Below are 25,334 nucleotides of genomic sequence, written 5' to 3' on the forward strand. Positions count from 1 at the left end.
ATATGTGAGAAATTGATTTTATACAAAAGGGATGGAGTGAAAGAGATGTCAACAAATGTAGTTACTGTAGAAAGTGTAGAAAAAACGTATGGGAAAAGAAATGAGAATCAGTCAAAAGCATTAAGGGGCGTATCGTTAAGTATTAAAGAAGGAGAATTTGTCGGGATTATGGGGCCTTCTGGATCTGGAAAAACGACTTTACTTAATGTGATAAGTACACTTGACCAGGCGACAGGTGGTAGTGTGACGATAGCTGGAACAAATATTACTTCTATGAAAGGTAATGCATTATCAGATTTTCGATCTCAAAAATTAGGTTTTATCTTTCAAGATTTTAACTTACTAGAAAATTTATCAATTTATGAAAATATCGCTTTACCACTTTCTTTGCAAGGCGTACCGTCCAGTGAGATTACTGGAAAGGTAAATGACGTTGCAAAAAAATTAGGCATCACTGAAATTTTAACAAAATATCCGACTGCTGTTTCTGGAGGACAAAAACAAAGAACAGCGGCGGCAAGAGCTTTAGTACATAATCCGGCAATTGTATTAGCAGATGAACCGACAGGAGCGCTTGATAGTAAAAACGCAAAAAGTTTATTAGAAGCGATGCAAGATTTACATGAAAATCACAATGTAAGTATTTTAATGGTTACACACGATGCATTTAGTGCAAGTTATTGTGAGCGTATTTTATTTATTCAAGATGGTCTTCTTTATAAAGAATTAAATCGTCAAGGCACTCGAGAGAATTTCTATCAAGACATTTTAGGTGTGCTCGCTCATATGGGCTCAGCTGCTGAGTCTAAGTAGGGGGCGAAACTATGTTATTTAAATTATCACGTCATAGTATGAAAAAGATGTTAAAAGATTATATGGTTTTACTTATTGGTCTCGTTATTAGTATTAGTATTTTCTACATGTTCCAAACGATGGCGATGAATAGTGAATTTACGAAAGATAATAGCCTAATTAGTAGTATTAGACTCGTCTTTTGGGTAGGTGCAATACTATTATCTTTCATTACTGTATTTTATATTATATATGCCAACTCTTTCTTGCTCACGTTAAGAAGAAAAGAACTCGGTATGTACATGATGCTTGGTGCGAAAAAGAAAAAAGTAGCACAGTTATTATTTATTGAAACATTCGGTATGGGGATTGTAAGTATTATTATCGGTATTGTAGTAGGGATGTTACTTGCAAGTGTAGCAGGAAACTTTTTAATGAATGGAATGGAAATTTCAGCAAAAGGTAGTTACGCATCTGTATACACACCAGCAATTTTAGTTACAGCTATTTTCTTCTTAATACTATTTTTCATTACTGGCTTAATGAACAGCGTCCGATTGTTACGTAAAACTGAACTAGAGTTAATTCGTGAAGATGAAACACTAGATGAAGTGAAGAAAAGTAAAACTCGCATTATTATAATGACAGTACTTGGTGTATTACTGGTAAGTACAGGGTACTATTTTATGATCAATGTAAAAATATATGCTGAATTAGGTTTTATTATAGCAACCATCGTTACAACACTTGGCACATATTTTATCTTTAGTTCATTACTCCCATTTTTTGTGATGAAAATTAAAGGGAATAAAAAACGAAATGAAATTGGTCTAAATAGTTTTACATATGCACAGCTACGCTTTCGAGTAAATAGTTTATCGAGAGTATTAGGTACTGTAGCGATGTTAATTGCATTAGGAGCAGGTGCGATGACTGCAGGTATGGCGTTCCAAAAAAATGTAGGTATTATGACAGACTTTTCTCGTGTATATGATGTTGTAATTCATGATCCGAATGATCAAGACAAAGCGGCCTTGAAAGAAATGGAAATTGTTGAAGAGAGCAATTACAAATATAAAGTAGATGGAGAAGCGGTTTATTATTTACGTAACGACTTAACTGCGAAACCACCACTTGTTTCAGACCATTTTGATACAAAAACTTTAAAAGAGCCTGTTCGTAAACGTGTGACTGAACCTTTAACTGAACCTGTATATTCAGCTTTAGAGGCTCCTGAATTAGCAAAATTCCCTCAAATGCCAAAGGATTGGGAAGACGCAGTTGTAAGAGAGATACAAATTACGCATAATCAATTTAGCGGAAAACCAGTAAGAATTGCAGACGAAGAGCATTATAAAGGGATTCAAGGAACAGAACACACTGTAACATTAGCAAAAGTAGATGATATGAAAAAATATAAACCGTTATTGATCGAAATAGACAAGAGACAAAAAGAACAAATTGAAAAAGCAACAGGTGCAAAGGTAGACTTATTTACGAAAATGACAATTTATCAGTTTATGAACAGCTTCATGAGCGGAACAATGTTTATGGGATTTTTCCTCGGAATTGCCTTTTTAGCAATGATGGCGAGTTCCCTTATGTTCAAAATATTAACAGGTGCTTCTCGTGATGTACGCCGTTATGAAATGTTACGAAAAATCGGCGTAAGACGTAGTATGTTAACGAAAAGTATATATAAAGAAATTTCATATTTATTTATCTTCCCAGCAATCATTGGCATCTCTCACGTTTTAGTGGGGCTTAACTTATTCAGCTTTATATTAGTTGATCCGTTTGTAAAAGTGTGGGTGCCAATAGGAATCTTCTTAGTCATTTATTTCATCTATTACTGGATAACTGTTCAACTTTATAAAGGGATGGTAATGCCGAAAGAAGAGGTAGCTAAATAGTTTATGAAAAGAGTCCTTGTTTTGAAAATAGGGCTCTTTTTATGTTTTTTATAAAGAAGGAAAAGATTGATAATGGTCGAAAAACATAATGTTATTTCCAATAAATTACTAAAATGATAATGTTTTATTAAGAGAAACGACCCGAAGTATGAAAGAAATGCTACAGTTATTTCGAAACAAAGTGTATGCACGTTTTTTCTAGGGAATATTTTAGAGCGACTTAGTTCTATGATTGCTGGAATTATTCTTTCTATAGAGAGATAGAAAGAATAAAAAAGATAGCTGAAGACAAATTGTTTTCAGCTATCTTTTTTGTTTAATTTAGTGATGTCCAGCTAGTAGAGTAAACGCTATTATTAGGAGAAAACCACTAGTTGCCCACATTAGAAATGTAAGGAAAGAGAGCTGTTTCTTAGCTTTCCAAAGCATTTCATGAATTGTGACATATCCAAGTGAACCAATAGCACTTCCCATAATGAGGCCTTGCAGGTGACGAGCTTTTCCTTCCATCAAAATTCCAAAAACCGTACCAGTACCGAGAATAAGAGAAAGTAATAAAGTCGTTAATAAAAAGGAAATATATTTATGCTTTGTAAAAAGAAATGGAATAATTAAAGCTAATCCTTCTGGAATATGGTGCACGACGATTGCTATTAAAAAGGGAATGGCAGAGTCATTATGATTTATAAAAGCTGTACCTAACGCAAATCCACTAGGTATATTATGAATAAATATAGCGAAAGAGAGAAAAAGGAAGGTTTGCCATGCTTGTTGATCTTTTTTATGTATCATTGGATGATGACAATAGTTATCTAATAAGCTCATAACTAAAATACCGATGGCTATACCAAGTATAGGCCCAATTATTTCATAGCTTGAAAATGTTTCAGGGATAATTTCAAGTGATAATAACCCGAATAAAATACCACCACATAATGCGTATAAACGATGCATCTTTTCTTCAATGAGTTGGCGTGTTGCTACTCCAACAGCACCACCTAACAGTAATCCACCGAACGAAAAAAATGTTACAATCATTGGGATCCATAAACGTTCCATAGTATCACACTCCGATTCTATTCCCTTATTTTTAGCTTACGAAAAATTAAGTTGGATTAGTCCAAGTAATTGTGTTTGAGTATAGAGAAAAAAGTAGTGATTCGTTATAATTTATATATTAAATTTAAGTGAGAAAATGAAAAGGGGAATTGGTTATGCAACAAATTAAAAAAATAGGAAACTCATTTTGGTATATGACACCAGTTTCTGAAACGGATAGACCTATATTAGGAATGGTTGTTGGAAAAGAAAAAACTTTAATGATTGATGCAGGGAATTCAGAAGAACATGCACAATTATTTTTAGAAATGTTAAAAGAACAAAATGTATCGAATCCTGATTTTGTAGCACTAACGCATTGGCATTGGGATCATATTTTTGGATTATCTGTATTACGGAATGCATTAACTATTTCGCACGCTGAAACGAAAAAAGAAATGCAGGCAATAGTATCTTATGAATGGACAGATGAAGCGTTGGACGCACGCGTAAAAGAGGGTACTGAAATTGAATTTTGTGCGGATTGCATCAAGAAAGAGTTTGAAGAAAAAGCGAGAAATATTAACATTATTCCTCCAACCTTAACGTTCCAGGATCAAATGGAATTAGACCTTGGTGAAGTGACCTGCGTGTTAAAACATGTGGGCGGAGATCATGCACATGATTCTGTTGTTATGTACATAAAAGAAGAAAAGATATTGTTTTTAGGAGACTGTATATATGCAGATATTTTTTCTTCGAAGTGGAACTATACGACGAAAAGAACGTTTAAATTGATAGATGAATTAGAGAAATTTGATGCTGAGACATATATTCTTTCTCATGGGGAAGCGATAAATCGAGAGGAGTTTTTACAAGAGATTCGTATGTTAAAAACAGTAGGAACTTATACAGAAATTCATAAAGGCGATGAAGAGAAGATAAAGGCAGTGTATAAACAAGAACTAGATAGAGAATTAAATGAAGATGAGTTAGAAACAATAACGTATTTTGTCAATGGTTATGAAATGAATAATCAATAAGACACTACATTAATCCAATATAATTAAATTGCACAAAAAGAGTATTGAAATTTAATTCAATACTCTTTTCAATAGTTAAATATGTAGTTTCAACTAAATTCTAAATATAGGGGTTCATCGTCTGAAGTGATTTTATTCTATTTATTTTTCGTATAGATAGTGGTTCAAGTAGAAGCTTTCTTTGCTAATTCAGTAATATATTCAAAGAATACATCACGTTTTACATCATAAACGACATTTACAGGTCGTCCATCAGCAGTTTCCTCTGTACGCCCCTGACTTGGTCCATATGTATGAACGATACTATTAATCGTTTCAGTTTTTGCAAGGCTAGTGTTTCCGACAAGCGCGGTAGTTAGTACATCCCATAAATAATAAGTAGAGTTCGTTGAGAAGTGAACGAGAGGGGGGACCATTGCATAACATTGACCAAGGAAATCAACACCAATATACTTTCTCTCTTTTGCCCACTGTTCACGTATGTTTATAGTTAACGGAACTTGGTTTGTACTTTCTAGTGTCACTAAGTCGATTTTAATTTTTGCATCCCATACACGGGCCACTGCTTCAGGGTCCCAAAACGAATTCCACTCAGCTGTTCCATCATGCTCTGGTTCATGTACATTGCCTGCTGTAAGAAATGTACCACCCATCCAAACGAGACGTTCAATTTTATCTTCGATTATGGGAGCTTCATATAATGCACGAGCAAGGTCAGTTAGGGGCCCAGTAAATAATAAAGTTGTTTTTCCTTCCGTTTGTAGAAGCGTTTCTATTAAATGATGATGCGCGGGTTTTGCCACCACGGGTGTTACAACTTTTCCAGACTCATTTAAAATTGGTAGAGCATCTACATAAAATGCATGCATCCGCCAGTCTTTTGGAAACGGGTTTTGCCCGCGAGAGTTTGAAGCGGCTACTGCAATATTACCTTTGCCGAAGCGATCGATAATTTTACGACTGGCAGACATTGCGGGTTCTAAATAGCAGTCTGCTGGGATAACAGATACACCGGTAAGCTCAACGTTTTCCATTTGAAGTAATAAAAATAATGAAATTAAATCATCTACGCCGCCATCATGATTGAAGTACACTTTTTTCTTCATTGTAATCTCCATCCTATATGATTTAGTTAGAAATTAAATATGAATTGAGGAGAAGTCATCAATAATTTCCACCACTTCAATTTCTCCATTAATCAGTAGCTCAGGAAGTTCATTTCTAATATTTCCTTTCCAATACTCTCTAGCTTGTTCGATTTTTTGAGAAAAAGGAATACCATCTTCTTTTGGTAAAAGATTCCCGTCACCTTCAAAAGAACTTCCGATTACTTGTAGTTTAACAATCTGTAAAACTTCTCGATTGTAAGAATCAAATAATGCTTTCCATTTTAAAGCATCTTCATAGCTTTTTGCAGCGTATAAACAAGATAATCTGGAAGGATATTCAGGGAATTCTTGTAGTCTAACCATTTCTACAATTGTTTCTCTAGCTGCTCTAATTGTTTGATCCATATAACTCATGACTACTTTAGCATTTTCATTATTTATATGTAATTCGTTATTTTTATAGTGTTTATTTAAAATTTGTATGCCATCTTCACCATTAGCATTTAATTGTTCTCTTTCAAAAAAGAAGTGATATAGAGTATTGTGTTGATTTTTGTTAAAAGGAATGATTTGTCCGATATGCATTTTTTTCTTTGTTACGATATGATATACGAAAAATCCTTGTTCATTCATGGTTATCCTCCTAGTAATAATGTAATGCAATGTTAAATTTAGTAATTCAACATTGAAATATATAAAACCTTTATAAGTAAAAGTGAGAATTTGAGTTGAAAGTAAAGAAAATACATGAAAACGTTTTAAATTTGTTCACAAAATGTTCACTTACGAAGGGGGTTTCAATATCGATATAATGACAAAGACTCAAAGAGAAAGGATGATGAATTTTGCCAACAACAAGAAAAGAAAACCTCCAATTTGGTATGATGATGTGCCTTGGGATGGTTATCGTAATGACGTTTTACAATTTACTAATGAATGAAACAGGAGGACCAATTTATATTAAAGAGATTGCATTAGAACTATTAATTGGCTTTATTATTGCGCTATTAATTGAAATATGTATCGTTGGACCTTGTGCGAAAAAAATTGTATTCATGTTGCCATTTGATAAATCTAAGAAAATAAATATTATCGTTGCGATGGCGACAACTATGGTAATCGGAATGGTGTTCTTTATGTCATTTTTCGGTATGGCTATGATGCATTTACATGGTGGACTACAAGGAGCTTCATTTGTTTCAATTTATTTTTCGATTTTTATTAAAAATTTCATAATGGCATATCCATTACAATTAATTATTATGGGACCGCTTGTACGTTTCTTATTTGCAAAGTTTGTTATGAAAAAGAAATCTTTTAATGTAGCGTAATTCAAATTTATAAAATTTTATATATAAATAATAAAGATAAACACATCTCGCATTTTTGAGGTGTGTTTTTTGTTCATTCCAAGTTATTTTCATAGTGATGTGACATTTGTCCTTTTGCCATTATAGGATTATAGCTTTTAATTAAGTCAGAAATAAAAGATGAGGAGATGATTTTTTGAAAGGTATTATATTTGCTGTTTTTGCGGGGATATTTATAACACTTCAAGGAACCTTTAATGCGAAACTTAGTTCACATATCGGTATATGGTCGACGAGTATTATAACCCATTTAATTGGATTCCTTATTGCAACAACTGTATTTTTGTTAAAGAAAGAAGAGAAAGTAACAGATTTAAAGAGTGTGAAAAAAGTATATTTAGCAGCGGGTGCATTTGGTGGATTCATTATTTGTGCAGAAACGATGGCGATATATTCACTAGGAGTTACATTGACAGCTGGCACACTAATGGTTGCTCAATTGTTAACGGCAACAGTTATTGAAATGAAAGGACTGTTTCATATAAAAAAGATACAGATGGAGAGATATCATATTGTGGGAACAATAGTAATGATTATAGGTATTGTTGTATTTAATATGTAAATGAAAGGAGAAATGAATATGGAGGATAAATCAGGTTTAATTACGCATTATTTGAGAACCAATAAAACGCTCGAGATTTTTTTAGAAATAGATACAGTTTATTTTCAATTAAATTACTTTGAAAAAGGCGAGCTTATTTGCAATATAGATGACGAAATGGATCGTTTATATTTTGTTGTTAAAGGTAAAGTAAAAGTTTACACGATTACATCAGAAGGAAAGAAACTAATCCTTCGCTTTATCAATCCATTGGCCATTGTTGGTGATATTGAATTAATTCAAAATAGCAAAGCACATAATGTCGTTGAAGCTTGTTCAGATGTTATAGCTATCTCCATTTCTAATACGGTTATTAGAAACAAGTTATTACATGATCCTATATTTATGAAGTTCTTACTTGAAAACATTGCGAACACGTTAAAAATATCGACTCGTTTTACTGCTCTTAATTTACTTTATCCTGTAGAAGTACGTGTAGCTAGTTATTTACTTTCAATTTCAACAGATAGTAACGGGAATATGTACAAAGGGGATTTGGATACGACTTCGGTAACAAGTATTGCAGACTTTATAGGGGTAAGTTATAGGCACGTAATTCGGGTATTACAAAGATTTTATAATGATAAATTAATTGAAAAGAGTAATGGAGTTATTGTCATTAAAGATTTTTCTAGAATGAAGGAAGTCGCTAAAGATAATATATATGAGCAATGAAAGGGAGAGGAAGATTTTGATTGGATTTAGTTTAGCTATATTAGCAGGAATATTAATTAGCTTACAATCTGTTTTTAATGCAAAAGTAAATGAAAATGTAGGACAGTGGTTAACGACTACATGTGTCCTTGGAATAGGTCTCATTAGTTCTATTCTATTTTATATCATTACAGAAAACAGTATTAACATTAAAGTGTATACTACAAATTATTTGTTTTATGTAAGTGGACTGTTTGGCATCGGGTTAATTATTTGTATAATGGGTGCAATAAAGAGCTTAGGTCCAGCATATACGGTGCTAATTAGTCTTATTACTCAATTGGTCGTTGCGTTATGCATTGATACATTCGGATTATTTGGAATGGAGAGCATTCCATTACAAATAAATAAATTAGTTGGTATAGGTTTATTAATTGTGGGGGTAGGAATTTTTAAAAATCTATTTTTGAATAAGAAAGCTATTCATATAAGAAAGGGTAGGGTCTAAAGAATATAAAGGGAAAAAGTGTGAATGGTCAGAACTTATACATCTAGATAGTAATAAGTGAGCTATAGGGAGATAGGATAAATGAATCAGTTAATGTTGCAAGATGGTGTACACTATTTGAAAATCAATGGGATTATGCATTGGTGTAAAGTTGCAGGGACAGCTCATAATACAGTCCCTCTTATTATAGTACATGGTGGTCCAGGTGGTAATCATTATGTATTCGAAAGAACGCTTGGTTTGAAGTTAGAAGGAAATATGACTGTAGTTTATTACGAACAAAGAGGTTGCGGACGAAGTGAGGCACCAGAAGATGACGGTGAGTACTCAATCAATACTCTAGTCGAAGATTTAGAGGAATTAAGAAAGCAATTACATGTAGAGAAGATAAATTTGTTAGGATATTCTTTTGGTGGACAACTTTGTTTAGAGTATGCTTTGAAATATCCAAAAAATGTTGAACAAATGGTATTACAAGCACCATCGTTAGATGATTTTAATGATATGTATACTGTGCAGATAGAAGGTTTTCTACAAGTAACGAAAGGGGAAATGAAAGAACAAATATTGATAATAAGTAAGTCAGAAATTCCTTTAAAAGAAAGGTATAATCAAGTTTGGAGTATAGTTGATACAGAAAATTTAGATCGACTATTGTTTAAAAATGAAGAATTTGCAAAGCTAAATAGAAGGTTTTGGGAGGAAAGTAAGTTAAGTAATACAGGGAAGATGAGTAAAGTTATTTTTGGAACAAAATCATCTTTACCGCTTATTGAGCGTATTAAAGGTTTAGAAATTGATACGTGTGTCATAGTTGGAGCGCATGACTATAACACGGGTGTAGGAATGAGTTATAGAATAACGAGACAATTGAAAAATGGTAAACTTGTTATATTTGAAAATAGTGGACATTTCCCAGATATCGAGGAGACGGATAAAGTATGTGAAACGATTATTGAGTTTTTGGAATAAAAGGGGGATATTAAGGTCGAACCGAATTAATAGAGTTGAATTGGTTATTGGGATATTAAATCATGTAATATGCTAATTGTTTACTTGTAATTGAGGAAGAATCAATTAGTGTATTTGGAAAATAAGTAAAAAAGACCTCGTAAGGTGGAGGTCTTCTTGATTTATTATTTAATATTTTGAACTTATATGAACGGAAGTAGAAGAGTATGATAAGCACTTTCAGGGAACGAGAATATAACCGAAAATAAAATATTACTTAACATATATAACTAATGAATGCAATGTCTTTTTCAGTTATTAAGTTGTAAATCATTTTATGATAAAATCTTTTACATAATTTAATAAAGGGGTAGTATTCAATGGGTTATTTCTCAAATGGTTTATTAGTTTTGTTTGTGCTAATCGTATGCAGTTGTATATTTTTTGGTTGATAATATAATGAGAGTCTTATATAAAAGAAGTTATCTTAAGTGAGATAACTTCTTTTTATTTTATATTGAGAAGGAATTCTATCTTTCTTATTGAAGTTTGTTCTAGTTATTTTTACATCAATCAGATTTGTGTAAAGGGAATTTTATGAAATATAAACAAGTCAGAGAATAGGGAGTATTTACATGGAAAATAGTATACGCCACACAAGTGAACATCCTACAGATTTTAATGGATTATTATCCTTATACGAATCTTTAGGATGGAATTCTCTTAAATTAACGGTTAACGAGTTAGAACAAATGTGTAAGCAAAGTTGGTATGCAATTTATGTTTTTGATGATAAGAGGTTAGTAGGGATGGGGCGTGTCATATCAGATGGAGTCATAACAGGCATTATTTGTGGAGTTGGTGTATTGCCAAAATATCAGTCTAGTGGCATCGGAAAAGAAATAGTGAAACGATTAATCCAGCACTGTGAACAAAACAAGGTTATTCCACAACTTATGTGTGTAGAAAAATTGCAATCTTACTATGAATCTATAGGGTTTGAAGCATTCTCTATTGGGATGACAAAACATATTATAAGATAAAGGTGCTTTATCCCGCTATTTGCCGGGCAGTAAAACCCCAACGGATTAAAGTTTCACTTTATATTTTCAGTTTACTCGTACATATTTTCAAACTTCAGTATAAAGGAGAATGGCTGTATGGAGATTGCTAAAGGGATAGAAATGTTACAACTTGAATTTCAAGAATTTGTTATTCATCCAATTCTTTTATGGGATGATGAAATGGCAGTATTAATAGATACGGGTTTCCCAGGACAAATTGAAGATATACAAGTAGAGATGGAAAAGGTTGGGGTATCATTTGATAAGTTAAAAGTCGTGATTTTGACGCATCAGGATATTGATCATATAGGTAGTCTTCCGGAGTTGTTGCAGCGCTGTGGAAATAATATTAAGGTTTATGCGCACGAATTAGATAAGCCATATATTGAGGGGGATTTGCCTTTATTGAAGGAAGGAAATGTAGAGAACCGACCAAAAGGAAAAGTGAGTGATACTGTGATTGACGGGCAAGAACTTCCGTATTGCGGTGGAATACTAATTCTTCATACTCCAGGGCATACTCCGGGTCATATTAGTTTATATTTGAAACGAAGTAAAATTCTTATTGCAGGAGACTCTATGTATAGTGTGAATGGGATGTTAGGAGGAATTCACGCCCCAACAACTATAAATATTAAGGAAGCAAAGCAGTCTTTGAAGAAGTATTTAAATTTACATATTGAATCTGTAGTTTGTTACCATGGGGGATTAAGTAAGGAGAATATAAATGTTCAACTTCAAAATTTGTAAAGTTAAAATGGAGTTTTTTGTTAAGTGACATTGAAGTATAATCTGATTATTAGTATATAAATAAATTATAAAAGAGCATGTTTGAAAAAATTAAACATGCTCTTTTATTAAAGTAAATCAGTTTAATATGAATGACCTAACCCATTCCAATAAAAAGAAACGATTTCTTGTGCTAATTCATCTATATTTGCAAGAATAGGATTGTGATTCTCATCTTTAAAATTCCCAATTGATAATAAAGATACGAAAGCATGAGCCGCAAATGTAGCGTTTCCTTTCGGAATTTCTCCGATGTGCATCGCAGTATCGAGTGCTTTTTCTAGTACTTCATACATATTATCTTCAGCATTTTTTAATTCTTTCAATTGTTTTTCAGATAACGACAGTTTTGCATCTTTCATAAAATTTTTCATATCAATATCCATCGTTGCGTGTAAGTAAACTTTAGCGAAGTCTAATAATCTTTCTTCTAACGTTTTGTTTGTAGAGAGTATTTGAGACATATTTTCGCGTATACGTACCATCATTTCGGTCATAGTAGCGGTAAATAAATCGGCTTTTGTTGAATAGTAATAGTAGACAGTTGCTTTCGTAACACCACAAACTTTTGCGACCTCATCCATAGAAACGACTTGATAATTTTGTGTAAGAAATAAGCGGGTTGCCACTTCTAAAATGGTTTCTTTTGTAGATTTTGTATTTTTATTTTGACGCGGCCTTCCGAGAGGACGTTGTTTTTGTTCCAAATACATTCGCTCCTGACATTTATGATTGAGATAATTATAACATAATTTTCAATCATTCTTGATTAATTAACCGACCAGTATATATAATTAATAATGGAGGAAAAAAGGAAGGTGGGTTTTTATGAAAAAGCACCCGTTACATATGTTAGGGAGGCTTGTAGCAGGGAAAAATACGCAATGGATCACTTTATCGGTGTGGGTTCTTATTACATTATTACTTTCATTTACGTTACCACAAGTAAACAGTACGAAAGAACCGAATCCAAAAAATTTACCTGAAACAGCTATGTCACAGCAAGCGGAAGCGCTTATGAAAAAAGAGTTTCCGAATAATACAGGGAATCCATTGTTAGTAGTATGGTATAGAGATGGTGGATTACAGTCACAGGATTATAAACTCATACAAGACGTTTATAAAGAGTTAAAAGCTAGTCCTTTAAAAGAACAATCAACGTTACCGCCATTTGATACAATTCCAGAGCAAGTATTATCAAAAAGTGCATCAAAAGATGGTACATCATTTGTTACACCGGTATTCTTTAATAAATCTGCTGGTACGGATATATTAAAAGGAAATCTGGAAAAACTTGAAAAAATAGTGAATAGTAAGGTGGATGAAGATCCATTTAAACAAAAAATAAGTGAATCTGGTTTACATGTTCGATTATCTGGGCCTGTAGGTATTCAAACGGATGCAGTTAGTTTATTTAGTCAAGCAGATGTGAAATTGTTAGTGGCTACTGTATTATTAGTCTTGGTCCTATTAATTTTGCTTTACCGTTCGCCAATTTTAGCAATTTTACCTATACTTGTTGTTGGCTTTGCATACGGTATCATTAGTCCTACACTCGGTTTTTTAGCTGATCACGGATGGATTAAAGTAGATGCCCAAGCAATATCAATTATGACAGTATTATTGTTTGGTGCTGGAACGGACTATTGTCTATTTTTAATTTCAAGATATAGAGAGTACTTGTTAGAAGAAGAAAGTAAATATAAAGCATTACAACTTGCGATTAAAGCTTCTGGCGGTGCAATAATAATGAGTGCGTTAACTGTTGTACTTGGATTAGGAACATTACTACTTGCTCATTATGGTGCCTTTCATCGATTTGCAGTACCATTTAGTGTTGCTGTATTTATAATGGGAATCGCGGCTTTAACCATTTTACCAGCACTATTATTAATTTTCGGTAGGATTGCATTTTTCCCGTTTATACCGAGAACAACTTCAATGAATGAGGAGTTTGCAAGAAAGAAAAAGAGGGCTGTAAAAGTTGAAAAATCAAAAGGCTCCTTTAGTAAAAAACTTGGAGATGTAGTAGTACGAAGACCGTGGACAATAATTATGCTAACTGTGTTTGTATTAGGTGGATTGGCTTCGTTCGTACCACGTATTCAATACACATATGACTTATTAGAATCGTTTCCAAAGGATATGCCTTCTCGTGAAGGGTTTACGTTAATTAGTGATCATTTCTCAGCTGGTGAACTAGCACCAGTAAAAGTGGTTGTTGATACGAAAGGAAAAGAGCTTCCTATTAAACAAGAACTAGAGAAATTTTCTTTCGTAAATACAGTGAAAGAGCCAAAAGAGGGAAAAGAAAATAAGCAAATACAAATGTATGAAGTTTCTTTAGCGGAAAATCCATACTCAATTGAAGCGTTAAATCAAATTCCTAAATTGAAAAGTAATGTAGAAAAAGTATTAAAAGATGCTGGGATTCGTAATACTGAAGATCAATTGTGGATTGGTGGAGAAACAGCTTCATTATATGATACAAAGCAAATTACTGAACGTGATGAATCAGTAATTATTCCAGTAATGATTAGCATTATCGCTTTACTATTACTTGTCTACTTACGATCGGTTGTTGCGATGATTTATTTAATTGTAACTGTCGTTTTATCATTCTTCTCAGCGTTAGGAGCAGGATGGATATTGCTTCATTACGGTATGGGAGCGCCGGCCATTCAAGGTGCGATACCGTTGTACGCATTCGTATTTTTAGTTGCTTTAGGTGAAGATTATAATATCTTTATGGTTTCAGAAATATGGAAAAACAGAAAGACACAAAATCACTTGGATGCAGTAAAAAATGGTGTAATACAAACAGGTAGTGTTATTACATCGGCAGGTTTAATTTTAGCAGGAACTTTTGCAGTGTTAGGTACACTTCCAATTCAAGTATTAGTTCAATTTGGTATTGTAACTGCAATTGGCGTATTACTAGATACGTTTATCGTAAGACCGTTACTTGTACCCGCAATTACAGTTGTGTTAGGCCGATTTGCTTTTTGGCCAGGTAAACTTTCAAGAAAGAGTGAAGAAATACAAAAGGTGGATGCATAGTTAAAAAAGCCAAGGATATTTTCCTTGGCTTTTTCAATGTAGTTAATTAATTTTTTGAAGTCAAATCATCAGCTGAAGCGTGATCAGCATCTTCAATTGTTGTTTCGGGCATTCCGTATAAGCCGTTCATTGCTTGTTCTTCGATAGCAAGGTTTGCAGTATTATTATTTTGAATAGATGTAGTGTTTTCAGTAACATTTTCTTTTTTATTCATATTTTTGTTATTCATGTATGTATCCTCCAAATTTCATTTGATTTATCTATAGTATGTGGATGGATTTCCAGAAATATGTGAATTGATTCTTACATATGTTATATAATTAAATAAATAATTAGGGTGAAATGTACACTGTTAGGAGTGAATAATTATGGTGAAAGCAAGGGAATTAGCCTTCTAAAATAAAAAGAAAATTTTAGGAGGCTATTAGAATGAAGTTCCATGTAATTGATAGAGAAGATTGGAATAGAGAGCAGTATTTTGAGCATTATTTAAAGTTGAAATGTACATTTAGTATGACTGTGAATGTTGATATCACGATGTTATTAGAGGAAGTATATCAAAAGGGAATAAAATTTTATCCCGTTTTTATATATTTAATTTCTAGAGTAGTAAATAATCATAAAAAATTTCGAACATGTTTTAACGATGAAGGAGTTTTAGGCTATTGGGAGGAAATGATACCGAATTATACAATCTTTCATAAAGATGATAAGTCTTTTTCAAGTATATGGACGGATTATTCAAGTGATTTCCGCACTTTCTATAAAAATTATGAAGACGATATGAGATGCTATGCTAATGTTCATGGTCTTTTCACGAAAGAAAATATTCCGCCTAATGTATTTCCGATTTCTAGCATACCTTGGACTAGTTTTACTGGATTTAATCTTAATATTAATAATGATGAAAAATTTCTATTGCCAATTATAACTTGTGGGAAATATTTTAACGAAGGAAATAAGGTTATGCTACCAGTTTCATTGCAAGTACATCATTCGGTTTGTGATGGATATGATGCGAGTCAATTTATAGAAGATTTACAGCAGTTAAGTAATACTTGCAACGAGTGGCTTAAGTAATATCTAATTTTTAATTATATAAAGTGAAACTTTAATCAGTGGGGGGGTTCAGCCCTCACCAATCGGGCGTTCACGGGCAGCAGGGCCCCACCTAACTTCTTTGCTTTTGCTGAATTTTGAGGTGGGGGTCTTACTGTCCGGCAAATAGCGGGATAAAATTGAAAATGAATAAAAGAAGAGAACATGTTGATATTACATGGTCTCTTCTTTTATTCATTAATACTAAGTAATTGTGGAAAATATAGGGTGATTTGTAGTTTAATAGTAAAGAGAGTGATTAGTATTAATTTTCTTTGTTTTTAAAAATTTAAGGATATAAATGTTTTAATAGGGGGGAATAAAGTGAAATTCTTAAGCATTGAAAAAGATGAAATCTTAATTGGGAATATGGCAAAATTGTATTGTAAAGTATTTGAGAAAACAAATTTCAATGAAATGATCGAGCGAATGAATAGGCATATAGAATATACAGGTTTTAAAGGTATAGTAGCAATAAATGATGAAAATGAAGTAGTTGGCTTTACTTATGGTTATCGCTCAATGGAGGGACAGTACTATAATCAATTAATGAGAGAAGCGTTACATCTAGAGCAAGTAGACGAATGGTTACAAGATTGTTTTGAATTTGTAGAGTTAGCAGTTCACCCACAATACCAAAATGAAGGTCTTGGAACGAAATTACATAATAAATTACTAGAAGGGCTTTCAAATAGAACAAGTGTTTTAACAACACAAATAAACAATGAAAAAGCACGTTCGTTATATGAAAGATTAGATTGGGTAAATGTATTAGAGCCATTTCATCCAAGTAAAAATGATGTTCCATATATAATAATGGGAAAAGCATTAAAAATAAAAGTGAATTGATAATTATGGAATTCACAATAGTTGTTGGTTTGTAATAATGAAAGGGAAAACAACAATGCTATCTATAGAAAAAGCTACAATTTTAGATGCTGAGAAATTAACAGAAATAATGAAAAGAACATTTGATGCAGAAGCAAAACAATGGCTATACGGCCAAGATAATGTCATTGATTATAACATTCAACCGCCAGGATATTCTTCAGTTGAAATGATGGAATATTCCATTGAAGAATTGGATTCTTTCAAAGTTGTCATGGATAAAGAAATAATCGGAGGGATAATAGTTACGATTTCTGGTAAGTCGTACGGTCGAATTGATCGTATTTTTGTAGATCCTGTTTATCAAGGAAAAGGAATTGGATCACATGTTATGAAATTAATAGAAAAGGAATATCCGAACATAAAGATTTGGGATCTCGAAACATCTAGTAGACAAATTAACAATCATCACTTTTATAAAAAGATAGGTTACCAAATGATTTTTGAATCGGAAGATGAGTATTGTTAAGTGAAAAGAATAAAAACAAGCTCAAACAAAGAGAGTGTAGTTACAAATAAAGATATGAAAAATAGTCAATACGAAAACTGTAATTTAGCAAATACAGAGTATTATCAAGTGAATTTAAAAAACAGTTCATTTGTTGGTAGCAATATAATGAATACGAATATGAGTAATTGTAATGTAAGTCAATCAAAGTTTAGAAATATAAATTTTAGAAGGTCATCATATGCAGATTTAAATCTTTCTGGCAGTAAATTTAATTTGGTGACTTTAGGTGGAGTACAATTTAAAAATACAAGTCTCGGAGATGAGAAGGAACCTATTGTATTCGATAAATGTGATTTGGAAGGTAGCACCATAAGTAATAGTAATCTGAAAAATATTGAAATAGAAAATTGTGATATAGTCGGCATGAAACTAAATGGTATTCTGATTGAAAATTTGCTTAATTTATATAACAAGGTGAAAAGTTAACCATATCCATATAGTTGTTAATCTTTTAGGAAAATAAGTATTATATCGAAATAATTATGTGAAAATGACATAAAGAAATACGAGTGAGAAGGTCATTCATACACGTTTCTAGAATACACACAAACAAATATATTGTTATTTATATGGAGGAGAGAAAGATGGGGATCAACGTTAGAGCAGTAGAAATAAAAGATGCTAGAGCAATTCATCGTATATGTATACAAAATGAAGTTTTACCGTATATGGTTTTCTTACCTAGCATGCGTGTAGACGCTATGGAAAATAGAATTCGAAATTTAGCACCAAATCAATTTGAATTTGTTGCAGAATATGATGGAGAAATTGTTGGGTTTGTAGGTTTAACACAAAGTCCGGGACGAAGATCTCATTCAGGCGATTTATTCATTGGGGTCGATAGTGAATATCATAATAAAGGAATTGGGAAAGTACTTCTTCCGAAGATGCTTGATCTGGCTGATAATTGGTTAATGTTAGAGAGAGTAGAACTAGGTGTGTTAGAAACGAATCCAAAAGCAAAAGCTTTATATGAAAAATTTGGATTTGTAGAAGAGGGAGTAAAGATAGGGAATTTGAAAGCTCAAGGAAAGTTTATTAATGAAATTATGATGAGTCGTTTTAGACCGGATGGTTTAATTGTACATAATTAATAGTTAAAAGCATGACAGTATACTGTCATGCTTTTTTATTAGAATTTGGCTGTAATAAAAATAATACTAAACCAATAAAAATAACGGTAATTCCTAGTCCTTGTTGTAAAGAAATGGTCTCATGTAATATAAAGTACGCTAGTATACAAGTTCCAATTGTTTCTCCTAAAATGCTCATGGAAATTAAAGTAGCACTCATCCATTTTAATAACCAATTAAAAATGGTTTGTCCTAAAATTGTAGCAATGAAAGCTAATCCAATAAAGCACAACCAAGTTTGTGTAGAATAATGGATGAAAGATTCTTGTTGCGTGAAAGCAAATATGCCAAGAAAGCCAGCACTACTTCCATAACTAATTACCGAATATGGTATAAGTGCCAAATCTTTACGAACGTGTTGGCTAATGAAAAAATAAGCAGTAATGATACCGGCAGCGATAAATGCTAAAATATCTCCATATAAAGCTGCTCCACTAATTTGGAAATCTTGCCAGCCAATAACGATACTACCTGAAATAGCGATGAGGCAACCAATAACCGCTCCTTTCGTAAATCTCTCCTTAAATAAAAAATAAACACCAATCATTGAGAACAAAGGTTGCAGCGTTACGATAACTGTAGAGCTTGCTACAGAAGTATATTGTAATGATTCAAACCAAAGTACATAATGTGCAGCTAAAAATAGCCCAGATATGGATCCGAATCCCCATTGTTTTTTCGTTAAAGTTTTTAGCTCATTTCGACTATTTTTATTAAATAGTAATAACGGTAACAGAATCAGTGTGGCAAAGAATAATCGGTAAAAAGCAATGATTGTAGCAGGAGCATCTGCCAATTTTACAAAAATTGCAGAAGTTGATAAGGCGAATACACCAAAAAATAAGATGCAATATGAAAGAATAGGTGATTTCAAAGTTTGTCCCTCCGATAGAATGTTTATTATAATAAACTTAATACGATATAATGTACAAAAGTAAGTATATAAGTCCCAGAGATGATAGGGAAGGATTATTTGCCTTTGTTTAGTATGTCAGCACAAAGACAAAGAAACATGCATTATGATGGACGAAAGGAATTTTTACTATGATACATGATAGGCTTGGACAAACGGTATTAAGTTACCGTAAGAAAAATAACATGACAATTCGTGAATTCGCTGATTATGCAGGGATTAGTACATCGTTAATTAGCCAAATTGAAAGAGGGCATGCTAATCCTTCTTTAAATGTTTTGGAATTAATTGCAAAAGCATTAAATGTACCGCTGTTTACACTTTTTATTAACGAAATTGATACAGATTCGCTCATTTCTAAGAAAAAAGATCGAAAAAAAGTATATCGGGAAAACAATAATCACATTGTATATGATGTATTAACACCTGATTTTATGAAAGCACGTATTGAAATGCTAATGATGGATTTAAATAAACAAGCAAACACAACAGAAAGCCATTATTCCCATGAAGATAAGGAAGAGATTGCTGTTGTTATGAAAGGGGAAGTGTATGTGGAATTGGAGGGAAAAGAATATTTTTTAGAAGAAGGCGATGTTGTACGTATTCCACCGAATGTGAAGCATCGATTTTTGAATAAAAGTGATGAATCGAATCACATTTTATTTGTACTGACACCATCTTTAGGGTGAAAATATAGTGATTTTTATCCTGCATTAACGGGCAGTAAGACCTCCCTCAAAATTCAGCGAAAGTAAAGAAGTTAGGTGGGGGATTAACTGCCCATAAATGCCCGATTGGTAAGGGCTGATTAAAGTTTCACTTTATTAGGGGAGATAGAAAATGGAAAACAAAAGTATTTTAAAAGGCGGCCTTTCAATTATTTCTCAATGCAAAAAAGAAACAAATGATATTTGGCATGCGCATTTTGGAGCAGCTGCAATTGCTAGTTATTTTTTTATGAAAGATAATAATATTAATGAAGAAACAGCTCGTAATATGTATTCGCAAACAAGGATGATGCTGAACAAGAAAAAAATTGGTGAGATGATTGATGATAAAAAAGAAATAGATTTTCAAATTGCGGAGAATATGATTATAAAATCTTTAGAACAAACGATTGATGAACTTCATTGGGTGGGGCATAACGTCATTTATGCGTCATTAAGTTTATTGGCTATGAAAGAGCTACAAAAATGGGGCGATAATCAAGCAATTGAAGGGATTACTACTCTTATTTTATCATTTCGAAAAACAATTCCAGGTAGATCGTGGATTGGTTATACGACGAAAGAAGTAAAACAATTAAGTTTTGAAGATGAGATAAAAAGTGAATTGAGTAATCCAACACAAGTATCTCAGTTCATTTTAAATGAGTTATCGAAATTTAATAGTATTTATCGAGCGGAATCGCATCATGATTTAATTGGGCATTTGCTTACTTACTCCCACGCAATTAATATAATGTACGATTTAGGGCATATAGATATATTTCAACGAGGGATACGCCCGCTTTTAAAACTAGTATACGTACTACGAGCTAGCCAAAAGCTCAAGCTGAATACGGGAATAACTTTACACTCACCTATAGATCGATTACCTTTAATTCAATCTAAACGTGCAAATATTTTACCAACTGAAAATATATTTTGGATAAAAGACTATAGTGAATTCGATTGGGATTTTGGTCATGTATTTAAATTCTCATATAGTTATTTTAATCATATAAAGAGAGCTCCAGATTATAAAGATATAACATTAGAAAAATTCCGGTATGTTATTAATTCTTAATGAACGTCAATAATCTGTAAGAGGGAGCTTAATCTAGTTTCTTTTTTGTTAGTAGTATATTATTTTTTCAAATTTGTAAGATTTTACATGCGTATTTTACTTTTACTAATTATGTAAGTAGGCTATACTGAAATACATACATTTTATTTTTGGAGAGATGTAAAACGACATGGAACTAGCGAAATTAGAAAAAGTAATTGAAATAAAAAAAGAAGAACTTTTATATTTAGTATCGGATTATGGAATTCAACATGAAAAAGTATTGGCATTGAGTCAAGAACTAGACAAATTAATCAATTACTTTATGTTTTTAAAATAAAGAGAACTATGACGTGGTTTGTATATGTTATAGTTCTTTTTTATTAGGTAATTTGAAAATATATTCAAATATATTGTCTAATTTCTTACAGAATGCGCAACTTGCTAGTCGAATATAAGGACTTTTGGTTATAATAAAAAGGAATTATTAATTGTATCGGTTAGGAGCGCAGCACATATGAAAACAGTTGTTGTTATCGGTGGAGGTATAACGGGACTTTCTACTATGTTTTATTTAGAAAAATTAAAAAAGGATTATAATATCGATTTAAATTTAATTCTTATTGAGAAAGAAGAGTATTTAGGTGGTAAAATCCATAGTGTGGAAGAAAAGGATTTCATTATGGAGTCAGGAGCGGATTCAATCGTTGCTCGTAATGAATATGTTATGCCACTTGTAAAAGATTTAAATTTAGAAGATGAAATGGTATATAATGAAACGGGTATTTCTTACATATATTCTGAAAACATGTTACATCCGATTCCTTCTGATACTATATTTGGGATACCGATGAGCGCCCAGTCTTTGTTTAGCAGTACGCTAGTCTCAACGAAAGGGAAAATCGTAGCTTTAAAAGATTTCATAACGAAAAATAAAGAGTTTACGAAAGATACATCACTTGCTCTATTTTTAGAAAGTTTCTTAGGGAAAGAGTTAGTGGAAAGACAAATTGCTCCTGTACTTTCAGGCGTATATTCTGGTAAATTGAATGAGCTTACAATGGCATCTACATTACCGTATTTACTGGATTATAAAAATAAGTATGGAAGTATTATTAAAGGTTTTGAAGAGAATAAAAAACAATTTCAATCAGCAGGAAATAAAAAATTCGTATCATTTAAAGGTGGACTATCTACGATAATTAATCGCTTAGAAGAAGTGCTTACTGAAACTGTCGTAAAAAAAGGTGCTATAACGACGGCTGTAAGTAAACAAGAAGATCGATATGAGATTTCTTTTGTAAATCATGAAACAATACAAGCTGATTATGTTGTTTTAGCAGCTCCGCATGATATAGCACAAACTTTATTACAGTCTAATGAGTTAAATGAGCAGTTTAATACATTTAAAAACTCATCTCTTATAAGTATTTACTTAGGATTTGACATACTAGATGAACAACTACCAGCTGACGGCACAGGGTTTATTGTAACGGAAAACAGTGATTTACATTGTGATGCTTGTACATGGACAAGTCGAAAGTGGAAACATACATCCGGTAAACAAAAATTATTGGTAAGAATGTTTTATAAGAGCACCAATCCGGTATATGAAACAATCAAAAATTATAGTGAAGAAGAATTAGTACGAGTAGCTTTATATGATATTGAAAAGAGTCTCGGAATTAAAGGTGAACCAGAAGTAGTCGAAGTTACAAATTGGAAAGATTTAATGCCGAAATATCATTTAGAACATAATCAAGCGGTTCAAGCATTGCAAGAAAAAATGACGAATCTTTATCCAAATATATATTTAGCTGGTGCCTCATATTATGGTGTCGGAATTGGTGCGTGTATTGGAAATGGAAAGAATATAGCCAATGAAATAATGGCTACATTAAATGAATAATACTGTAGAATAAATAAAAACTGTTCCTTCAGCAAAATGGAGGAACAGTTTTTATTTATTTTATTTGAATGGAAATTGTATTGTTTTTTACATTGTTTTCTTTTATTGTTAATGTTATTTCTCCAGACTCTTTAAATGAATACGGTGATAGTTGATAAATATCTTTTATATCATGTTTTTCTTGTAACTTATTTATCGGTATTGATACGATATTTGGCTCCCATGTTTCTTGTTTTCCTGAAGGATATTCTATAAGTATTACCGGATTTTTTAACTGCCTTGTTTTCCAAGAGACGAAATATAGTTGAACTTCTGTATCTTTTTTTAATAATTCTTCGGAGAAATAACCGAATTCGCCTACATTACCGAGAATAGTGTAGTTTTGATTTTTAAATTTAATATCTAAATAACTAGGTTGAAATGTTACTACATGATAAGTTCCATATGAAAGTGAGAGTATGGCAGCGATTAAAATACCGATTGAAAATTTCTTAAAGCTATTGCCTTTAAAGCTAGTCATCATGAATGAGTTTGGTGTGAATTTTTTTGCGAATAAAAAAATAAGTAATATGAGTAAGAGGGATAAGCCGATGAATATATACATAGGAAATTTACACCTCCACAATAAAATAATATATTAACTATATTTTACCATAAATGTATGGGGTAGGTTGGTTGTTTAGAAGGAGAAAATGAAGAAACAATTTCTTTACAGTTCTTGATAATTTAAAATTCGATTTATGGAAATTATAGCGTCATGTTTGAGGTGCAATCAGAAGGTATCTAATTCGTGTATATAGAATTAAGAGAGAATGTGCCATTAGAAATGTTTGATTTATGGAACAATAAGGACTTTACTAATTATACATATTTTTTCTGATATAATGAATGAGTAGAGAGAAAGGAGTGATCCTATGGCATTTCCTATATTAGAAACAGAACGCTTACGTTTAGTTGAAATAGAACAATCTTATTGTCAAAAAATATATGAAATCTTTTCATTGGATGAAGTGACGTGTTACTACGGTATGAATTCTTTTACGGAGTTTGGACAAGCTTCACGTATGATCGAATCTTTTTCAAAAAATTACTTTGAGAAAAAGGCAATACGATGGGGAATTGTGTTAAAAGAAACGAACGTTTTAATAGGAACAATTGGACTAAACAATTTACAATTATGGAGTAAACGATCTGAGATTGGATATGATCTGCATCCTCGCTATTGGGGAAATGGTTATGCTTCAGAAGCAGCTGGAGAAATTATTGATTATGGATTTAAAGATTTAGGTTTGTTTAGAATTGGAGCTATTACATATCCTGAAAATGTTACTTCTTGTAGAATGTTATCTAAAATTGGCTTCCAAAAGGAAGGACTATTGCGCGGATATATTCATCAAGGAAATAAGCAACACGATGCATTATTGTATTCTATAGTGCGAACTGATGTTGAGGACATAAATTTATAATAAAAAAACCTCTTAATTAAAAGAGGTTTTTTTTATTATAAATTAACCTAATTTAGGTAATAAACGTTCTCCGCTTTTCATGCTACTTTTACATAAAGGGCATTTAGGCTCTTCTTCAAATGAAAAGTTCTTTCTCATCCATCCTAAACAATCCTCTGATTCACATTCCCAAACAGGGGTTTGTTCTGGTGGTACTTCTGCTACATCGTTCTTTCGATTGCGATACATGTAACCACTCCTTTTATGTAAAAAATTTTAGTTATATATTAAAAAGGTTGTTAACCTTGCTGGTAACAACCTTTTTATTGTTTGAATTATAGCTTTACAACGTTTTTAGCTTGAGGTCCGCGGTTACCTTCTTCAACTTCGAAGCTAACTTCTTGACCTTCGTCAAGAGACTTGAAGCCGTCGCCAGTGATAGCTGAGAAGTGAACGAATACGTCGTTACCGTCTGCAACTTCGATGAAACCGAAACCTTTTTCGCTGTTAAACCATTTTACTTTACCTGTTAATGTCATGGTAATGCCTCCTAAAAGTAGAAAAATTACAATATGATCGGCCTTATTTGAATGAAAATAAAATTTCACATATTATCAAAAACCCATAAGGAGTACAAACTGTCCCTGATTGATACTTGATAATATGCAAAGAAAATATAGTGTTAAATTGACCTTAATTACTATCTTACAACAAATGGTGGGAAATAGCAAGTGCTGGTAATACCACTGAGTAATCTGGGTGATAATAGTAAAGG

At 32.3% G+C, this 25,334-nt stretch carries 28 protein-coding genes and 2 pseudogenes; 21 read left to right on the forward strand and 9 right to left on the reverse strand.

Annotation, left to right across the window (positions count from 1 at the left end; all coding sequences use genetic code 11):
* The first annotated feature begins 45 nt into the window (after nucleotides 1–45).
* The 3 genes and pseudogenes from CN409_RS06860 to CN409_RS06870 all read left to right on the forward strand — a co-directional run.
* Nucleotides 46–813 carry an ABC transporter ATP-binding protein gene (locus tag CN409_RS06860; protein WP_000106426.1) on the forward strand — a complete coding sequence of 256 codons (768 nt, stop codon included), beginning with the start codon at nucleotides 46–48 and terminating at the stop codon, nucleotides 811–813.
* Nucleotides 814–824: 11 nt separating this feature from the next.
* The gene (locus CN409_RS06865) at nucleotides 825–2,705 is read left to right on the forward strand and encodes an FtsX-like permease family protein (protein WP_000897903.1); all 1,881 of its coding nucleotides are present in this window, start codon (nucleotides 825–827) and stop codon (nucleotides 2,703–2,705) included.
* Nucleotides 2,706–2,853: 148 nt separating this feature from the next.
* Nucleotides 2,854–2,954, forward strand: a pseudogene (locus CN409_RS06870) (MFS transporter); the annotation flags it as partial.
* A gap of 72 nt (nucleotides 2,955–3,026) precedes the next feature.
* Here the strand turns inward: CN409_RS06870 and CN409_RS06875 are convergent.
* Nucleotides 3,027–3,764, reverse strand: a complete 738-nt coding sequence (locus CN409_RS06875) for a ZIP family metal transporter (protein ID WP_000440613.1) — start codon at nucleotides 3,762–3,764, stop codon at nucleotides 3,027–3,029.
* Nucleotides 3,765–3,919: 155 nt separating this feature from the next.
* Here CN409_RS06875 and CN409_RS06880 point away from each other — a divergent pair, with 155 nt between their 5' ends.
* The gene (locus CN409_RS06880) at nucleotides 3,920–4,786 is read left to right on the forward strand and encodes an MBL fold metallo-hydrolase (RefSeq protein ID WP_001184095.1); all 867 of its coding nucleotides are present in this window, start codon (nucleotides 3,920–3,922) and stop codon (nucleotides 4,784–4,786) included.
* Between the two features lie 164 nt (nucleotides 4,787–4,950).
* Here CN409_RS06880 and CN409_RS06885 read toward each other — a convergent pair whose 3' ends face one another.
* Nucleotides 4,951–5,904 (reverse strand): nucleoside hydrolase, encoded by a 954-nt coding sequence (locus CN409_RS06885; protein ID WP_003261685.1) that lies wholly within the window; start codon nucleotides 5,902–5,904, stop codon nucleotides 4,951–4,953.
* A gap of 21 nt (nucleotides 5,905–5,925) precedes the next feature.
* On the reverse strand, nucleotides 5,926–6,528 hold the full coding sequence (locus CN409_RS06890; protein ID WP_001005235.1) for a DUF2441 domain-containing protein: 603 nt from the start codon (nucleotides 6,526–6,528) through the stop codon (nucleotides 5,926–5,928).
* 212 nt (nucleotides 6,529–6,740) lie between these two features.
* Here CN409_RS06890 and CN409_RS06895 point away from each other — a divergent pair, with 212 nt between their 5' ends.
* The 7 genes from CN409_RS06895 (at nucleotide 6,741) to CN409_RS06925 (ending at nucleotide 11,793) form a co-directional block, all read left to right on the forward strand.
* Nucleotides 6,741–7,226 (forward strand): DUF2798 domain-containing protein, encoded by a 486-nt coding sequence (locus CN409_RS06895; protein ID WP_001143403.1) that lies wholly within the window; start codon nucleotides 6,741–6,743, stop codon nucleotides 7,224–7,226.
* Nucleotides 7,227–7,401: 175 nt separating this feature from the next.
* A complete protein-coding gene (locus tag CN409_RS06900) occupies nucleotides 7,402–7,827 on the forward strand; it encodes a DMT family transporter (protein WP_000676020.1) in 426 nt (141 codons plus the stop codon).
* Nucleotides 7,828–7,845: 18 nt separating this feature from the next.
* Entirely contained in the window at nucleotides 7,846–8,541 is a 696-nt protein-coding gene (locus CN409_RS06905) for a Crp/Fnr family transcriptional regulator (protein WP_000389682.1), read from the forward strand.
* A 16-nt stretch (nucleotides 8,542–8,557) separates the two neighbouring features.
* Nucleotides 8,558–9,028 (forward strand): DMT family transporter, encoded by a 471-nt coding sequence (locus CN409_RS06910; protein WP_000579007.1) that lies wholly within the window; start codon nucleotides 8,558–8,560, stop codon nucleotides 9,026–9,028.
* An 81-nt stretch (nucleotides 9,029–9,109) separates the two neighbouring features.
* On the forward strand, nucleotides 9,110–10,000 hold the full coding sequence (locus tag CN409_RS06915) for an alpha/beta fold hydrolase (RefSeq protein WP_001072686.1): 891 nt from the start codon (nucleotides 9,110–9,112) through the stop codon (nucleotides 9,998–10,000).
* Between the two features lie 614 nt (nucleotides 10,001–10,614).
* Entirely contained in the window at nucleotides 10,615–11,022 is a 408-nt protein-coding gene (locus CN409_RS06920) for a GNAT family N-acetyltransferase (protein WP_000431724.1), read from the forward strand.
* A 117-nt stretch (nucleotides 11,023–11,139) separates the two neighbouring features.
* Entirely contained in the window at nucleotides 11,140–11,793 is a 654-nt protein-coding gene (locus CN409_RS06925) for an MBL fold metallo-hydrolase (RefSeq protein WP_000401471.1), read from the forward strand.
* Nucleotides 11,794–11,915: 122 nt separating this feature from the next.
* On the opposite strand, the gene CN409_RS06930 is transcribed toward CN409_RS06925, so the two are convergent.
* A complete protein-coding gene (locus CN409_RS06930) occupies nucleotides 11,916–12,539 on the reverse strand; it encodes a TetR/AcrR family transcriptional regulator (protein WP_000436036.1) in 624 nt (207 codons plus the stop codon).
* A gap of 121 nt (nucleotides 12,540–12,660) precedes the next feature.
* On the opposite strand from CN409_RS06930, the gene CN409_RS06935 reads away from it, so the two are divergent.
* The gene (locus CN409_RS06935; RefSeq protein WP_000716584.1) at nucleotides 12,661–14,892 is read left to right on the forward strand and encodes an MMPL family transporter; all 2,232 of its coding nucleotides are present in this window, start codon (nucleotides 12,661–12,663) and stop codon (nucleotides 14,890–14,892) included.
* Nucleotides 14,893–14,938: 46 nt separating this feature from the next.
* On the opposite strand, the gene CN409_RS06940 is transcribed toward CN409_RS06935, so the two are convergent.
* The gene (locus CN409_RS06940; RefSeq protein WP_063675315.1) at nucleotides 14,939–15,121 is read right to left on the reverse strand and encodes a DUF4021 domain-containing protein; all 183 of its coding nucleotides are present in this window, start codon (nucleotides 15,119–15,121) and stop codon (nucleotides 14,939–14,941) included.
* 200 nt (nucleotides 15,122–15,321) lie between these two features.
* Here CN409_RS06940 and catA point away from each other — a divergent pair, with 200 nt between their 5' ends.
* From catA to CN409_RS06960, 4 genes and pseudogenes are all read left to right on the forward strand, one after another.
* Nucleotides 15,322–15,972 carry a type A chloramphenicol O-acetyltransferase gene (gene catA / locus CN409_RS06945; RefSeq protein WP_000668530.1) on the forward strand — a complete coding sequence of 217 codons (651 nt, stop codon included), beginning with the start codon at nucleotides 15,322–15,324 and terminating at the stop codon, nucleotides 15,970–15,972.
* Between the two features lie 342 nt (nucleotides 15,973–16,314).
* Nucleotides 16,315–16,839 carry a GNAT family N-acetyltransferase gene (locus CN409_RS06950; RefSeq protein WP_000670761.1) on the forward strand — a complete coding sequence of 175 codons (525 nt, stop codon included), beginning with the start codon at nucleotides 16,315–16,317 and terminating at the stop codon, nucleotides 16,837–16,839.
* Nucleotides 16,840–16,876: 37 nt separating this feature from the next.
* Nucleotides 16,877–17,815, forward strand: a pseudogene (locus CN409_RS06955) (GNAT family N-acetyltransferase).
* Between the two features lie 158 nt (nucleotides 17,816–17,973).
* Complete coding sequence (locus CN409_RS06960; RefSeq protein ID WP_097981674.1) at nucleotides 17,974–18,483, forward strand: GNAT family N-acetyltransferase; 510 nt, start codon at nucleotides 17,974–17,976, stop codon at nucleotides 18,481–18,483.
* Nucleotides 18,484–18,508: 25 nt separating this feature from the next.
* Here CN409_RS06960 and CN409_RS06965 read toward each other — a convergent pair whose 3' ends face one another.
* Nucleotides 18,509–19,396: a DMT family transporter gene (locus CN409_RS06965; RefSeq protein WP_000841798.1), complete on the reverse strand. Its 888-nt coding sequence runs from the start codon at nucleotides 19,394–19,396 to the stop codon at nucleotides 18,509–18,511.
* A 170-nt stretch (nucleotides 19,397–19,566) separates the two neighbouring features.
* Between CN409_RS06965 and CN409_RS06970 the strand changes: the two genes are divergently transcribed.
* The 4 genes from CN409_RS06970 to CN409_RS06985 all read left to right on the forward strand — a co-directional run bounded on the left by CN409_RS06970 (nucleotide 19,567) and on the right by CN409_RS06985 (nucleotide 23,114).
* Nucleotides 19,567–20,127, forward strand: a complete 561-nt coding sequence (locus tag CN409_RS06970; protein ID WP_000581034.1) for a helix-turn-helix domain-containing protein — start codon at nucleotides 19,567–19,569, stop codon at nucleotides 20,125–20,127.
* 151 nt (nucleotides 20,128–20,278) lie between these two features.
* Nucleotides 20,279–21,226 (forward strand): hypothetical protein, encoded by a 948-nt coding sequence (locus CN409_RS06975; protein WP_000428903.1) that lies wholly within the window; start codon nucleotides 20,279–20,281, stop codon nucleotides 21,224–21,226.
* Nucleotides 21,227–21,395: 169 nt separating this feature from the next.
* The gene (locus CN409_RS06980; RefSeq protein WP_000417698.1) at nucleotides 21,396–21,545 is read left to right on the forward strand and encodes an aspartyl-phosphate phosphatase Spo0E family protein; all 150 of its coding nucleotides are present in this window, start codon (nucleotides 21,396–21,398) and stop codon (nucleotides 21,543–21,545) included.
* A gap of 177 nt (nucleotides 21,546–21,722) precedes the next feature.
* Nucleotides 21,723–23,114: a protoporphyrinogen oxidase gene (locus tag CN409_RS06985; RefSeq protein WP_000860361.1), complete on the forward strand. Its 1,392-nt coding sequence runs from the start codon at nucleotides 21,723–21,725 to the stop codon at nucleotides 23,112–23,114.
* A gap of 55 nt (nucleotides 23,115–23,169) precedes the next feature.
* Here the strand turns inward: CN409_RS06985 and CN409_RS06990 are convergent, their stop codons facing one another.
* On the reverse strand, nucleotides 23,170–23,718 hold the full coding sequence (locus CN409_RS06990) for a hypothetical protein (protein WP_097981672.1): 549 nt from the start codon (nucleotides 23,716–23,718) through the stop codon (nucleotides 23,170–23,172).
* Between the two features lie 310 nt (nucleotides 23,719–24,028).
* On the opposite strand from CN409_RS06990, the gene CN409_RS06995 reads away from it, so the two are divergent.
* Nucleotides 24,029–24,580 (forward strand): GNAT family N-acetyltransferase, encoded by a 552-nt coding sequence (locus CN409_RS06995; protein WP_000885387.1) that lies wholly within the window; start codon nucleotides 24,029–24,031, stop codon nucleotides 24,578–24,580.
* Between the two features lie 42 nt (nucleotides 24,581–24,622).
* On the opposite strand, the gene CN409_RS07000 is transcribed toward CN409_RS06995, so the two are convergent.
* Together CN409_RS07000 and cspD are read right to left on the reverse strand one after the other, a co-directional pair.
* Nucleotides 24,623–24,808, reverse strand: coding sequence for a cold-shock protein (locus tag CN409_RS07000; protein ID WP_000286203.1), 186 nt, complete (start codon nucleotides 24,806–24,808; stop codon nucleotides 24,623–24,625).
* Nucleotides 24,809–24,894: 86 nt separating this feature from the next.
* Nucleotides 24,895–25,098 (reverse strand): cold-shock protein CspD, encoded by a 204-nt coding sequence (gene cspD / locus CN409_RS07005; protein WP_000176366.1) that lies wholly within the window; start codon nucleotides 25,096–25,098, stop codon nucleotides 24,895–24,897.
* Nucleotides 25,099–25,334 lie beyond the last annotated feature (236 nt).

Origin of the sequence: Bacillus sp. AFS012607 (genome assembly GCF_002558005.1) — a bacterium.
In the GTDB taxonomy this organism is placed as follows: domain Bacteria; phylum Bacillota; class Bacilli; order Bacillales; family Bacillaceae_G; genus Bacillus_A; species Bacillus_A thuringiensis_S.

Coding starts and splice junctions, on each gene's coding strand:
- CN409_RS06860 (WP_000106426.1), top strand. CDS start 46: ATGTCAACAAATGTAGTTACTGTAGAAAGTGTAGAAAAAACGTATGGG.
- CN409_RS06865 (WP_000897903.1), top strand. CDS start 825: ATGTTATTTAAATTATCACGTCATAGTATGAAAAAGATGTTAAAAGAT.
- CN409_RS06875 (WP_000440613.1), bottom strand. CDS start 3,764: ATGGAACGTTTATGGATCCCAATGATTGTAACATTTTTTTCGTTCGGT.
- CN409_RS06880 (WP_001184095.1), top strand. CDS start 3,920: ATGCAACAAATTAAAAAAATAGGAAACTCATTTTGGTATATGACACCA.
- CN409_RS06885 (WP_003261685.1), bottom strand. CDS start 5,904: ATGGAGATTACAATGAAGAAAAAAGTGTACTTCAATCATGATGGCGGC.
- CN409_RS06890 (WP_001005235.1), bottom strand. CDS start 6,528: ATGAATGAACAAGGATTTTTCGTATATCATATCGTAACAAAGAAAAAA.
- CN409_RS06905 (WP_000389682.1), top strand. CDS start 7,846: ATGGAGGATAAATCAGGTTTAATTACGCATTATTTGAGAACCAATAAA.
- CN409_RS06915 (WP_001072686.1), top strand. CDS start 9,110: ATGAATCAGTTAATGTTGCAAGATGGTGTACACTATTTGAAAATCAAT.
- CN409_RS06920 (WP_000431724.1), top strand. CDS start 10,615: ATGGAAAATAGTATACGCCACACAAGTGAACATCCTACAGATTTTAAT.
- CN409_RS06925 (WP_000401471.1), top strand. CDS start 11,140: ATGGAGATTGCTAAAGGGATAGAAATGTTACAACTTGAATTTCAAGAA.
- CN409_RS06935 (WP_000716584.1), top strand. CDS start 12,661: ATGAAAAAGCACCCGTTACATATGTTAGGGAGGCTTGTAGCAGGGAAA.
- CN409_RS06940 (WP_063675315.1), bottom strand. CDS start 15,121: ATGAATAACAAAAATATGAATAAAAAAGAAAATGTTACTGAAAACACT.
- catA (WP_000668530.1), top strand. CDS start 15,322: ATGAAGTTCCATGTAATTGATAGAGAAGATTGGAATAGAGAGCAGTAT.
- CN409_RS06960 (WP_097981674.1), top strand. CDS start 17,974: ATGGGGATCAACGTTAGAGCAGTAGAAATAAAAGATGCTAGAGCAATT.
- CN409_RS06970 (WP_000581034.1), top strand. CDS start 19,567: ATGATACATGATAGGCTTGGACAAACGGTATTAAGTTACCGTAAGAAA.
- CN409_RS06975 (WP_000428903.1), top strand. CDS start 20,279: ATGGAAAACAAAAGTATTTTAAAAGGCGGCCTTTCAATTATTTCTCAA.
- CN409_RS06980 (WP_000417698.1), top strand. CDS start 21,396: ATGGAACTAGCGAAATTAGAAAAAGTAATTGAAATAAAAAAAGAAGAA.
- CN409_RS06985 (WP_000860361.1), top strand. CDS start 21,723: ATGAAAACAGTTGTTGTTATCGGTGGAGGTATAACGGGACTTTCTACT.
- CN409_RS06990 (WP_097981672.1), bottom strand. CDS start 23,718: ATGTATATATTCATCGGCTTATCCCTCTTACTCATATTACTTATTTTT.
- CN409_RS06995 (WP_000885387.1), top strand. CDS start 24,029: ATGGCATTTCCTATATTAGAAACAGAACGCTTACGTTTAGTTGAAATA.
- CN409_RS07000 (WP_000286203.1), bottom strand. CDS start 24,808: ATGTATCGCAATCGAAAGAACGATGTAGCAGAAGTACCACCAGAACAA.
- cspD (WP_000176366.1), bottom strand. CDS start 25,098: ATGACATTAACAGGTAAAGTAAAATGGTTTAACAGCGAAAAAGGTTTC.